Below are 12,523 nucleotides of genomic sequence, written 5' to 3' on the forward strand. Positions count from 1 at the left end.
CCACATGGAGCATGCCCACCCCCCGGTCGCCCCCCTAGCCTGCGAGAAACGAAGGCAAGCGTCCGCAAAGCCCCCCAGGAGCCCCACATGAGCGCACTTCCCCAGGAGCGCCGCGTCGTCACCGCCATCCCCGGACCGAAGTCGCAGGAGCTGCAGGCCCGTCGTACCGCCGCGGTCGCGGCGGGGGTCGGGTCGGTGCTGCCGGTGTTCACCGCGCGCGCGTCCGGCGGGATCATCGAGGACGTCGACGGCAACCGGCTGATCGACTTCGGCTCCGGCATCGCCGTGACGAGCGTCGGCGCGAGCGCCGAGGCCGTCGTCCGCCGGGCCACCGCCCAGCTCCAGGACTTCACGCACACCTGTTTCATGGTCACGCCGTACGAGGGCTACGTGGCGGTCGCCGAGGCCCTCGCCGAACTGACCCCGGGCGACCACGCCAAGAAGTCCGCGCTGTTCAACAGCGGCGCCGAGGCCGTCGAGAACGCCGTGAAGATCGCCCGCTCGTACACCAGGCGGCAGGCCGTGGTCGTCTTCGACCACGGCTACCACGGGCGCACCAACCTCACGATGGCGCTGACCGCGAAGAACATGCCGTACAAGCACGGCTTCGGACCGTTCGCCCCCGAGGTGTACCGCGTGCCCGTCGCCTACGGCTACCGCTGGCCGACCGGCCCGGAGAACGCCGGCCCCGAGGCGGCCGCGCAGGCGATCGACCAGATCGCCAAGCAGGTCGGCGCCGAGAACGTGGCCGCGATCATCATCGAGCCGGTGCTCGGCGAGGGCGGCTTCATCGAGCCCGCCAAGGGTTTCCTGCCCGCCCTCGCCAAGTTCGCCTCCGACCACGGCATCGTCTTCGTCGCCGACGAGATCCAGTCGGGCTTCTGCCGCACGGGCCAGTGGTTCGCGTGTGAGGACGAGGGCATCGTCCCGGATCTGATCACGACGGCGAAGGGCATCGCCGGCGGCCTGCCGCTCGCCGCCGTCACCGGTCGCGCGGAGATCATGGACGCGGCGCACGCGGGTGGCCTGGGCGGTACCTACGGCGGCAACCCCGTCGCCTGCGCGGGCGCGCTCGGCTCGATCGAGACGATGAAGGAGCTGGACCTCAACGCCCGCGCCAGGTCGATCGAGGCGACGATGAAGGTCCGGCTCACCGCCATGGCCGAGAAGTTCGACGTCATCGGCGACATCCGCGGCCGGGGCGCCATGATCGCCATCGAACTGGTCAAGGACCGCACGACGAAGGAGCCGGACCCGGAGGCGACCGCCGCGCTGGCCAAGGCCTGTCACCAGGAGGGACTGCTGGTCCTGACCTGTGGCACCTACGGCAACGTGCTGCGCTTCCTGCCGCCGCTCGTCATCGGCGAGGACCTGCTGAACGAGGGCCTCGACATCATCGAGCAGGCGTTCACCCGCATCTGAACCCGGGCATTCCGGTCCCTGTGGACGAGCGCCGGAGGGCGTGAAGAAGGTGTGCAAGGTGCATGACGGGTCGCGATTTCGTCTGTCGTCACCGCACTCCCTGCCGTAGGTTCAGACGCAGATGAGAGATACACCCCGCCCACGGGGAACCGTGGGCGACACCGGGTCGGGGCCTCCCCAGCTTCGCCCTGGTCGTGCCCTCGCGCACACACCCGGAGCTTCCGGCTCCGGATCTCCTCACCGATCGGATGGCCGCCCGCCCCAAACCCCCCGGGGCGTGCGGCACACCGATCCGGCCGGCCGTCCTCGAACCACCCCCCCTGTTCGAGGGCGGCCGACCACCCCCTGGGGCCGGCCCGCCGCCCTCCTCCTTCTCGGCGTCCCGGCCCTTGTCTTCGCCCTGATCACATGGCAGGTCGTCGCGCACGGACCACTGGCCCGTGCGGACGAACGCCTCAGCGGCTCCCTCGTCAGCCGGGGCGCCTCGACCCAGTTCCTCGCCGACCTCGGCAACATCACGGTCGCCGTGCCGGTCCTCGCCCTCGTGCTGCTCCTTGTCGCGCGGCGCGCGCGTGCCACCGGTGGGGACCACTGGTGGCGGCCGTCCGCCGCCGCGGCGCTCCTCATGGCCGCCGTACCGCTCTGGGTCCTCCCGCTGAAGGAGCTCATCGACCGGCCCGGCCCCTCGATCATGGGTCCTGGCACGGGTTTCTTCCCGTCCGGTCATACCGCGACCGCCTCCATCGCCTACGGGGGCGCCGTCCTGGTCCTGCTCCCCTGGCTGCGCGGCGCTCGCGCGCGCCGCGCGATCGTCGTCGTCGCGGTCGTCCTGAACCTCGGGGTCGGCTTCGGCCTGGTGCGCCAGGGCTACCACTGGCCGCTCGACGTGGTGGCGAGCTGGTGCGTGTGCGCGCTGCTGCTCTCCCGGCCGTGGCTCCGGACGCGCCGTCCCGCCGGGTGACGTTCCCGTTCCCTCGCCCGCGTGCCGTCCGCCGGCGTCCGGTGGTGCTCCGCGGGTGCCGTCCGCGTCGGTCGCACGGGCGGCCGACGAGAGCGCGGTGTGCGGCCGGGGGACGGCCGCCGTCACGGCGTGCGGCTGTGGGCCCGCGGGTGGCTGTCGGCCCGCGGGCGGCTGAGCCCCCGGCTACCGGTCGTCGTCCCCGGCCAGGCTCGCCGCCGCCTCGTGCATCGCCAGCTCGAGCAGGGCCGGGTCGGTGAGGGTGCCGCTGCCGTCCGGCGGGACCAGCCAGCGGACACCGCCGGTCTGCCGACCCGGGTACGGCACCACGATCCAGGTGCCGGGGCCGGCGCTGCGCACCCCGGTGCCGAGCCAGCGCGACGCCGTGCCCGGCGGTACGAAGAAGCCCATGCGGTCGTCGCCGAAGTCGACGAGCACGGGTCCGAGCTGGTCGATGATGCGGGTCAGGACGTCGAGCGTGGGATAGCCGAGTGCACCCGGCAGGATCAGCACGTCCCAGAGCCTGCCCGCCGGAAGCAGGGCGACCCCCAGGGGGTTGCGCTCCCACTCCCAGCGGCAGGCCTCGGGATCCGGTGATACGGATGCCAGCCATTCGGCCGCCGTCTTGGCCCCAGTCATGACAGGGACCTTCCTCTCTGTAGAGCTCCCGCGGAGGCGTTTTCGCGTCCGCAGCAGCACAGACAGAGATTCGGGCCCGGCATTACGCGGGTTCCGACAACTTTTTGGTGGTGAAGGGGGTAACGCGACCCGGTAGGGCGCACGCCCGGTGATCATGGGTACGCCCTCACGCCCTCACGCCCTCTCGCCCTCACGCCTGCCCCCCTGCCGCCGTTAGCTGTCGAAGCCCAACCCCAGCCGGTCCATGGCCTTCAGCCACAGGTTGCGGCGGCCGGCGTGGGAGTCGGCACGAGCGAGGGACCACTTGGTGAGGGCGATGCCGGTCCACGCGAACGGCTCCGGCGGGAACGGCAGCGGCTTCTTGCGGACCATCTCCAGCTCGGTGCGCTCCGTACGCTCCCCCGCGAGCAGGTCGAGCATGACGTCCGCGCCGAAGCGGGTCGCGCCCACCCCGAGCCCCGTGTAGCCGGCGGCGTACGCCACCTTGCCCTGGTGGGCGGTGCCGAAGAACGCCGAGAAGCGGGAGCAGGTGTCGATGGCGCCGCCCCAGGCGTGGGTGAAGCGGACACCCTCCAGCTGCGGGAAGCAGGTGAAGAAGTGCCCGGCGAGCTTGGCGTACGTCTCCGGGCGGTCGTCGTACTCGGCGCGCACCCGGCCGCCGTACGGGTAGACCGCGTCGTAGCCGCCCCACAGGATCCGGTTGTCGGCGCTGAGCCGGAAGTAGTGGAACTGGTTGGCCGAGTCCCCGAGCCCCTGCCGGTTCTTCCAGCCGATCGACGCCAGTTGCCCTGCGGTCAGCGGCTCGGTCATCAGGGCGTAGTCGTAGACGGGGACGGTGTACGCGCGGACGCGTCTGACCAGGCTGGGGAAGATGTTCGTGCCGAGCGCCACCTGGCGGGTACGGACCTGGCCGTACGGGGTGCGGACGGCCATGCCGACGCCGTACGGCTTCAGGTTCAGCGCGGGGGTGTGCTCGTGGACACGGACGCCGAGGTTCAGGCAGGCGCGCTTGAGGCCCCAGGCGAGTTTGGCGGGGTGGAGCATGGCGACGCCCCTGCGGTCGTGCAGGCCGGCCTCGAAGGTGGGTGAGGCGACCTGGTCGCGGACGGCGTCGGCGTCGAGGAGCTCGATGCCGTCGGCGAGGCCCTTGCGCTCGATCTCGTCGTACCAGTCGCGCAGTTCCCACGCCTGGTACGTCTCGGTGGCGACATCGATCTCGCCGGTGCGTTCGAAGTCGCAGTCGAGGTTGTGGCGGGCGACCGCCGCCTCGATCTCGTCGAGGTTGCGCGTGCCGAGCTCCTGCAGCTTGTGGATCTCGCCCGGCCAGCGGGCGAGGCCGTTGGCCAGGCCGTGGGTCAGGGAAGCGGCACAGAAGCCGCCGTTGCGACCGGAGGCGGCCCAGCCCACCTCACGGCCTTCCAGCAGGACGACATCCCGGCCGGGGTCGCGCTCCTTGGCGATCAGCGCGGTCCACAGTCCGCTGTAGCCGCCGCCGACGACCAGCAGGTCGCAGCTCTCGGCGCCGGTGAGCGCGGGCTCGGGATGGGGCTTGCCCGGGTCTTCGAGCCAGTACGGGACCGGCTGTGCGTCGGAGAGTGACTTTGTCCAACGGTTCATGGCGCTTGGGGCCATGATTTCAACTCCCTACAGAGTCGGATCGGCTCAGACACGCCTTCAGCTCATGCCCGGCTCATGCCTTCTGCTTCTTCCTGCGGTTTGCGATGACCATTCCGGCCACCACGATCAGTACGGCGACCAGGAACATGGCCGTACCGATGACATTGATCTGGACGGGCGTACCGCGCTGTGCCGAGCCCCAGACGAACATGGGGAAGGTGACCGTCGAGCCCGCGTTGAAATTGGTGATGATGAAATCGTCGAAGGAGAGCGCGAAGGCGAGCAGCGCGCCCGCCGCGATACCGGGGGCGGCGATGGGCAGGGTGACCCGGACGAAGGTCTGCACGGGACCGGCGTACAGATCACGCGCGGCCTCCTCCAGTCTGGGGTCCATCGACATCACGCGTGCCTTGACGGCGACCACGACGAAGCTGAGGCAGAACATGATGTGGGCGATGAGGATCGTCCAGAATCCCAACTGCGCACCCAGATTGAGGAAGAGGGTCAACAGCGAGGCCGCCATCACGACCTCGGGCATGGCCATGGGAAGGAAGATCAGCGAGTTGACGGCGCCCCGCGCGCGGAAGCGGTACCGCACCAGCGCGAAGGCGATCAGCGTGCCGAGGGCGGTCGCGCCGAGGGTCGCCCAGGCGGCCAGTTGGAGGCTGAGCGAGAGCGAGCCGCACAGATCGGCGACACCGCACGGATCGGTCCAGGCCGCCGTGGAGAATTCCTGCCACTCGTAGTTGAAACGGCCCTTCGGCTGATTGAAGGAGAAGACCGTGACGACGATGTTCGGCAGGAGCAGATATCCGAGCGTCAGCAGTCCCGCGATGACGACGAGACGACGCTTGAGCCAGTTCACGAAGGCCATCTAGACCAGGTCCTCCGTCCCGGATCTGCGGATGTAGACCGTGACCATGAGGAGGATCGCGGCCATGAGGATGAACGAAAGGGCCGCCGCCGTCGGATAGTCGAGGATCCGCAGGAATTGGCTCTGGATGACGTTGCCGATCATCTGGGTGTTGGTGGAGCCGAGGAGTTCGGCGTTCACGTAGTCACCGCTCGCCGGTATGAACGTCAGCAGGGTGCCGGAGACGACGCCCGGCGTGGAGAGCGGGAAGGTGACCTTGCGGAACGTGGTGAACGGCTTGGCGTACAGGTCGCCGGCCGCCTCGTGGAGCCGTCCGTCGATGCGCTCCAGCGAGGTGTAGAGCGGCAGGATCATGAACGGCAGGAAGTTGTACGTGAGGCCGCAGACCACCGCGAGCGGGGTGGCCAGCACCCGGTCCCCGGCCGTGAGGCCGAGCCAACCGGTGACGTCCAGGACGTGCAGCGCGTCGAGGGCGCCGACGACCGGGCCGCCGTCCGACAGGATCGTCTTCCAGGCGAGGGTGCGGATCAGGAAGCTGGTGAAGAAGGGGGCGATCACCAGGATCAGGATCAGATTGCGCCAACGGCCGGCCCGGAAGGCGATCAGGTACGCCAGCGGGTAGCCGAGGAGCAGACACAGGATCGTCGCCGTGCCCGCGTAGAGCACCGAGCGCAGGAACTGCGGGTAGTACTCGCTCAACGCGTCCCAGTAGGCCGCGAAGTGCCAGGTGACCCGGTAGCCCTCCTCCAGGGAGCCCGTCTGCACGGATGTGGAGGCCTGGTAGACCATCGGCAGCGCGAAGAAGACGAACAGCCAGATCAGGCCGGGTGCGAGCAGCAGGTACGGCGTCCAGCGGCCCCGTCGGCGGGGCGGCCCCGCCGTGGCCGGGGTGGGGGCGATGGGCGGTGGTGCCTCGGCTTCGGTGAGGGTCGGCATCAGGCGGCCGCCTCCTCGTCGACACCCGCGTCGACACCCGCGTCGATGTCCTGCGCGGCGTCCAGGCCGAACGTGTGCGCGGGGCTCCAGTGCAGGACGACGTCGGCGCCGGGCACGAGCCGGACGTCGCGGTCGATGTTCTGCGCGTACACCTCGAACTCGGGGCAGACGGAGCTGTCGATGACGTACTGCGTGGAGACACCGATGAAGCTGGTCGCGGCTATCTTCCCGGTGATCCGGTTGCGGCCGACCGGGATCTCCCCGGCGTCGTCCGCGTGAGTGAGGGTGATCTTCTCGGGGCGTACGCCGACGAGGACCTTGCCGCCGTTGCGGGTGGGCGCGGAACATCGCGCCTCGGGGAGCAGAAGCTTGCCGTCGCCCGCCGTCAGCACGATCTCGTCGCCGCCGGTGGAGTCGACCTCGGCCTCGATGAGGTTGGAGGTGCCGAGGAAGTTGGCGACGAAGGTGGTCCGCGGGTTCTCGTACAGGTCGGCCGGGGAGCCGAGTTGCTCGACACGCCCGCCGTTCATCACGGCGACCGTGTCGGCCATGGTCATGGCCTCCTCCTGGTCGTGCGTGACATGGATGAAGGTGATGCCGACCTCGGTCTGGATGCGCTTGAGCTCCAGTTGCATCTGGCGGCGCAGCTTGAGGTCGAGGGCGCCGAGGGGCTCGTCGAGGAGGAGGACCTTCGGGTGGTTGATGAGGGCGCGGGCGACGGCGACGCGCTGCTGCTGGCCGCCGGAGAGCTGGTGCGGCTTCTTGCGCGCCTGCTCGCCGAGCTGGACCAGTTCCAGCATCTCCTCGACCTGCTTCTTCACGCTCTTGATGCCGCGCCGGCGCAGTCCGAAGGCGACGTTCTCGAAGATGTCGAGGTGCGGGAAGAGAGCGTACGACTGGAAGACGGTGTTCACCGGCCGCTTGTACGGGGGCAGGTGCGTCACATCGTGGTCGCCGAGGGAGACGCTTCCGCAGGAAGGTTCCTCCAGGCCGGCGATCATGCGCAGGGTGGTGGTCTTGCCGCAGCCGGAGGCGCCGAGGAGGGCGAAGAAGGAACCTTCCGGCACGGTCAGGTCGAGCGGGTGCACGGCGGTGAAGGAGCCGTAGGTCTTGCCGATGCCGGAGAGGCGGACGTCCCCGCTGCCGCTCTCCGTGGTCTTCTTGCTGGTCATCGTCCTCGTCACGCCCCTGTCAGCTTCGCGAACTTCTCTTCGTACGCCGTCTCTTCCTCACTGCTGAGGGAGCGGAAGGCGCGGGACTTGGCCGCCATGGCCGCGTCCGGAATGATCAGCGGGTTGTTCGCCGCGTCCGCGTCGATCCTGGCCAGCTCCGCCTTCACGCCGTCGACGGGGCACACGTAGTTGATGTACGCGGCGAGTTCGGCGGCCGGCCCCGGCTCGTAGTAGTAGTCGATGAGCCGTTCGGCGTTGGTCTTGTGCCGGGCCTTGTTGGGGACCAGCAGGTTGTCGGTCGAGGTCATGTAGCCGCTGTCGGGGATGACGAAGTCGATGTCCGGGCTGTCGGCCTTGAGCTGGACGACGTCGCCGGCCCAGGCGATACAGGCCGCGAAGTCGCCCTTGCTGAGGTCCGAGGTGTACTCGTTGCCGGTGAAGCGGCGGATCTGCCCCTTGTCGACGGCCTTCTGCAGGCGGGCGATCGCCGCGTCGTAGTCGTCGTCGGTGAACCTCGCGGGGTCCTTGCCCATGTCCAGCAGGGTCATTCCGACGCTGTCGCGCATCTCGGACAGGAAGCCGATCCGGCCCTTCAGCTTCGGGTTGTCGAGCATGTCGGAGACGGACCTGACCTCCTCGCCGTCGAGGGCCTTCCTGTTGTATGCGATGACGGTGGAGATGCCGGTCCACGGGTACGAGTACGCGCGCCCGGGGTCCCAGTCGGGGCCGCGGAACTGCTGGGAGAGGTTCGTGAAGGCGTGCGGCAGGTTGGACGCGTCCAGTTTCTGGACCCATCCGAAGCGGATCAGTCGGGCCGCGAGCCAGTCGGTGACACAGATCAGGTCGCGCCCGGTGTCCTGACCGGCGGCGAGCTGTGGCTTGATCTTGCCGAAGAACCCGACGTTGTCGTTGATGTCCTCGGTGTACTTGACCTTGATGCCGGTGCGGCTGATGAACGCCTCCAGGCTGGGGTGGCGCCTGCCGCTGTCGTCGACGTCCATGTACTCGGTCCAGTTGGAGAAGCTGATCTCCTTCTCCTTGGCCGAGTGGTCCTCGGAGGAGACGCTCGAGGTGTTCTTCGCCGCGGGGATGCCGCAGGCGCTCAGCGCCCCGAGCCCGCCGAAGGCGAGTGCGCCGCCCGTTCCGGCGCGCAGCAGCGAACGGCGGGGGAGGGCGGCCCTGCCGTTGGTGAGGCTGCGCCGCACGGCGGCCACCTGGGCCGGGGACAGGCGGTCGGGCTCGTACTGCTCCATGCGCGTGATGCCCTTTCGGAGGGTGCCCTTTCGGGAGGGTGTGCGGGGACCGGCCGGGGGTCGGGCGGCCGGTCCCCGGGTCTGGCTAGCGGTCCCCGAAGATCGTGCGGTGCCAGTCCTTCCTGGCGATCGCCGTATTGTCGAACATGACGTGCTTGATCTGGGTGTACTCCTCGAACGAGTACATGGACATGTCCTTGCCGAAGCCGGATGCCTTGTAGCCGCCGTGCGGCATCTCGCTGGTGATCGGGATGTGGTCGTTGACCCACACACACCCGGCCCTGATCTCCCGGGTGGCGCGGCCCGCCCTGTACACGTCCCGGCTCCAGGCGGAGGCGGCGAGGCCGTAGGGGGTGTCGTTCGCGAGCCGGATGCCTTCGTCGTCGCCGTCGAAGGGCAGGACCACGAGCACCGGCCCGAAGATCTCGGACTGGACGATCTCGCTGTCCTGGGCCGCGTCCACGACGAGCGTGGGCCGGTAGTACGCGCCGTTCCTCAGCTCCCCCTGGGGCGCCTCGCCGCCGGTGACCACGCGCGCGTACGCGCGTGCCCGCTCGACGAAGGCGGCGACCCGGTCGCGCTGGACGTGCGAGATGAGCGGCCCGAGGTCGGTGCCCGGGGCGAAGGGGTCCCCCAGCCGGACGGTCTCCATGAGGGCGGCCGTCCGCGCGACGAACTCCTCGTAGAGGGGCCGCTGCACATACGCGCGCGTGGCGGCCGTGCAGTCCTGGCCGGTGTTGATGAGGGCGCCCGCGACCGCGCCGTGGACGGCGGCTTCCAGGTCGGCGTCGTCGAAGACGACGAAGGGGGCCTTGCCGCCCAGCTCCAGATGGAGGCGCTTGACGGTGGCGGTGGCGATCTCGGCGACGCGCCTGCCGACGGCCGTGGAGCCGGTGAAGGACGTCATGGCCACGTTGGGATGCCCGACGAGATGCTCACCGGCCTCCTTGCCGGTGCCGGTGACGATGTTGATCACCCCGTCCGGGATTCCGGCGTCGGTGGCGGCCTGCGCGAAGAGCAGCGAGGTGAGGGGGGTCTGCTCGGCGGGCTTCAGGACGATCGTGTTGCCCGCGGCGATCGCCGGGAGGATCTTCCAGGCGGCCATCTGGAGCGGGTAGTTCCAGGGCGCGATGGATCCGACGACCCCGATGGGCTCACGGCGTACGTACGAGGTGTGGTCGCCGGAGTACTCGCCCGCCGACCGGCCGTGGAGGTGCCGGGCGGCGCCCGCGAAGAACGCGGTGTTGTCGATGGTGCCCGGCACGTCGAACTCGCGCGTCAGCTTGAGCGGCTTTCCGCACTGCAGGGACTCGGCCCGTGCGAACTCCTCCGCCCGCTCGGCCAGCACGGCGGCGAGGCGGTGCAGGGCGTCGGAACGCTCGCCGGGGGTGGTGGCCGCCCATCCGGGGAACGCCGCACGGGCGGCGACGACGGCCGCGTCCACGTCGTCCGCTCCGGCCGGCTCGTACCTGAGCACCTCCTCGCCGGTCGCGGGGTCGACGACCGCGTGGGCGCGCCCCGACGTGCCCTTCGCCGGGCGGCCGGCGATGTACTGCGCGCCGCCCGCGAAGCGGTCCTGTGCGGGGAATCGTTCCGGGGTGGCCGTGCCCGGGTTCTGCATGTCGCTCTCCTCCGCCGGTGCCCCTCGTCCCCGGGGCGGTGGCGTAGCTCCAGCTCGATTTGAGTGCCGATCCTGACAGAGGCGCTGGTCATCAACAAGTGATTCCGTTGTTGCCTTTTGGTTACGCGACGGAATCTGTCGACCAGGGGTTCAGTCGTGACGGAAAATCGAGGACGGACTGTCAGTGGTGGCTGGCAGACTCCTGGGCATGACGAGGATCGATTCTTGGGACACGCTGACGGAGGCGGTCCGCTCGGGGGCGAGGGTCAAGTACCTGCACTTCTGGGGGCACCGGCCACGGCCCGACGGTCAGACCGGCGCGAGCTGTCTGAGCCAGTGGTGGCCGTCGCCGTTCACGGTGGACGGCGTGGAGTACGCGACGGCCGAGCACTGGATGATGGCCTCGAAGGCCCGGCTCTTCGGGGACACGGAGGCGGAGCGCAAGGCCGTCGCGGCGTCGAGCCCCGCCCAGGCCAAGAAGATCGGACGGCTCGTCCGCGGCTTCGACGACGCCGTGTGGCAGCGGGAGCGCTTCGCGATCGTCGTCGAGGGCAGCGTCCACAAGTTCGCCGCCCACGACGACCTGCGGGCGTTCCTGCTGGGCACGGCCGGCCGCGTTCTCGTCGAGGCCAGCCCCGTGGACCGCGTCTGGGGCATCGGCCTGGCGGCGGACGACGAACGCGCCATGGACCCCGCTCGGTGGCGGGGCCCCAACCTGCTGGGTTTCGCGCTGATGGCGGCGCGGGAGCGGCTGCTGAGCGGAGTGGATGCGTAGGCGTGGCGACCGCGGGTTCGTCGTGGCCGGTCGCGCCGTTTCCCGCGCCCTCCCGGGGCGGCGCGGCGGTTCGGGTCAGATCGCCGCGCTCGGACTACCGCGGGTCGACGGCCAGGGCCCCGGTGCCGGGCGCCGGCGCGGCGGCGGTCGGTCCTGTGGCACCGGCCCCGCTGGGCAGGACCAGGGACAGCGACGTGGAGTAGCTGTCGTCGAAGGAATCGGGGTCCGAGTCGGGGATGTCGCTGGCCGGCGCCACGATGAAGAGGACGACGAAGCCGATGCCCAGCAGAATGCCGGCCACTCCGCAGATGATCCCGGCCAGCGCCTGCCCCGGGTTCGTCGCCTCGCCCCGGTGCGCATTGGCCCGGCCGAGGCACCCGAAGATCACGGCCATGACGCCGAGCAGGATCGCGAGCGGCCACAGACAGAACAGCGAGGCGGCGCAGATGCCGAGCACCATCGCCGCGATCCCCATCCCGTTGCTGGGCGGCGGCGCCATCAAGGGCCAGGCGTAGCCGGGGCCCGCGACGGGATGGCCGACGTCGGGGTGGGCTTGGGCGTGGGCGCCCGGATACCCCGGGCATTGGGGGTACTGCGGGTACTGCGGGTATTGGGGGTACTGCGGGTAGCCGTAGGGCACTTGGCCGGGGCCCTCGGGACTGATGGGCGGCGGCGGGACAGCGGCCCCGGGGGCCGTGAGAGGGACGCCGGCCGCGGGCGGCGGGAAGGAGGCGTCGGGCGCGGGCGGGGCGAACGGGTTGGCCGCCGGGGTGGGCGACAGCGTGGTGCCGCCCGGGGGCGGGAAGCCGCCGGGGCCTGCCCAGGGCTGCGGGCTCACGGGGGCCCGGGGAGGTGTGGGCGCACCCGCGTCCACCGGCATCGGGCCACGCGCCTCCGCACCCGGCATGGCCGCGACCGTCCCCTGGTCGTGCACGGAGGGCGGGGTGGGAGGCTGCGCCGGAGTACCGGCCGGGGCGGCGCAAGGATCACCCGGAGCGGGGGCGGCCCACGGAACACGCGGGGCCGGGAGGGCAGCGGAAGCCGAGGCGGCGGAGTCCGGGGCGGCGGAGTCCGAGGCAGGGCCGACAGAGGATGCGGACTCGGCGAACCCGACACCCGCCCCCACCGAAGCACCCCTCTTGTCCAGCGTGACCTTCGGGACCGGAACCGCGTCCTCGGGCTGCGGGCCGCCGTCCGCCGCAGCCGGGAGAGCGACACCGTCTGCCACGGTGGGCCGCACGACACCATCGGCGCCC

11 protein-coding genes are annotated in these 12,523 nt (G+C 70.5%); 3 read left to right on the forward strand and 8 right to left on the reverse strand.

What is annotated here, in order from left to right; all coding sequences use genetic code 11:
* The first annotated feature begins 87 nt into the window (after positions 1-87).
* Both gabT and ACFY9I_RS36150 read left to right on the forward strand, forming a co-directional pair.
* Positions 88-1,422 carry a 4-aminobutyrate--2-oxoglutarate transaminase gene (gene gabT, locus ACFY9I_RS36145; RefSeq protein WP_391009761.1) on the forward strand — a complete coding sequence of 445 codons (1,335 nt, stop codon included), beginning with the start codon at positions 88-90 and terminating at the stop codon, positions 1,420-1,422.
* A 277-nt stretch (positions 1,423-1,699) separates the two neighbouring features.
* On the forward strand, positions 1,700-2,383 hold the full coding sequence (locus ACFY9I_RS36150) for a phosphatase PAP2 family protein (RefSeq protein WP_391009764.1): 684 nt from the start codon (positions 1,700-1,702) through the stop codon (positions 2,381-2,383).
* 183 nt (positions 2,384-2,566) lie between these two features.
* Here the strand turns inward: ACFY9I_RS36150 and ACFY9I_RS36155 are convergent, their stop codons facing one another.
* The 7 genes from ACFY9I_RS36155 to ACFY9I_RS36185 form a co-directional block, all read right to left on the reverse strand.
* Positions 2,567-3,019, reverse strand: a complete 453-nt coding sequence (locus ACFY9I_RS36155; protein ID WP_391009767.1) for a hypothetical protein — start codon at positions 3,017-3,019, stop codon at positions 2,567-2,569.
* Positions 3,020-3,232: 213 nt separating this feature from the next.
* Positions 3,233-4,651: an FAD-dependent oxidoreductase gene (locus ACFY9I_RS36160; RefSeq protein WP_391009770.1), complete on the reverse strand. Its 1,419-nt coding sequence runs from the start codon at positions 4,649-4,651 to the stop codon at positions 3,233-3,235.
* A gap of 58 nt (positions 4,652-4,709) precedes the next feature.
* Positions 4,710-5,510, reverse strand: coding sequence for an ABC transporter permease subunit (locus ACFY9I_RS36165; protein ID WP_391009773.1), 801 nt, complete (start codon positions 5,508-5,510; stop codon positions 4,710-4,712).
* On the reverse strand, positions 5,511-6,446 hold the full coding sequence (locus ACFY9I_RS36170) for an ABC transporter permease subunit (protein ID WP_391009776.1): 936 nt from the start codon (positions 6,444-6,446) through the stop codon (positions 5,511-5,513).
* Positions 6,446-7,618, reverse strand: coding sequence for a polyamine ABC transporter ATP-binding protein (locus ACFY9I_RS36175; protein ID WP_391009778.1), 1,173 nt, complete (start codon positions 7,616-7,618; stop codon positions 6,446-6,448). The genes ACFY9I_RS36170 and ACFY9I_RS36175 overlap by 1 nt, the downstream gene beginning before the upstream one ends.
* Before the next feature lie 8 nt (positions 7,619-7,626).
* On the reverse strand, positions 7,627-8,871 hold the full coding sequence (locus ACFY9I_RS36180) for an extracellular solute-binding protein (protein ID WP_391009780.1): 1,245 nt from the start codon (positions 8,869-8,871) through the stop codon (positions 7,627-7,629).
* Positions 8,872-8,956: 85 nt separating this feature from the next.
* Complete coding sequence (locus ACFY9I_RS36185; protein WP_391009783.1) at positions 8,957-10,492, reverse strand: aminobutyraldehyde dehydrogenase; 1,536 nt, start codon at positions 10,490-10,492, stop codon at positions 8,957-8,959.
* 208 nt (positions 10,493-10,700) lie between these two features.
* Between ACFY9I_RS36185 and ACFY9I_RS36190 the strand changes: the two genes are divergently transcribed.
* Positions 10,701-11,267 (forward strand): NADAR domain-containing protein, encoded by a 567-nt coding sequence (locus tag ACFY9I_RS36190; protein ID WP_391009786.1) that lies wholly within the window; start codon positions 10,701-10,703, stop codon positions 11,265-11,267.
* A 94-nt stretch (positions 11,268-11,361) separates the two neighbouring features.
* On the opposite strand, the gene ACFY9I_RS36195 is transcribed toward ACFY9I_RS36190, so the two are convergent.
* On the reverse strand, positions 11,362-12,201 hold the full coding sequence (locus ACFY9I_RS36195; protein WP_391009789.1) for a DUF4190 domain-containing protein: 840 nt from the start codon (positions 12,199-12,201) through the stop codon (positions 11,362-11,364).
* Positions 12,202-12,523 lie beyond the last annotated feature (322 nt).

The organism is Streptomyces sp. NPDC012510 (assembly GCF_042955065.1).
In the GTDB taxonomy this organism is placed as follows: Bacteria; Actinomycetota; Actinomycetes; order Streptomycetales; family Streptomycetaceae; genus Streptomyces.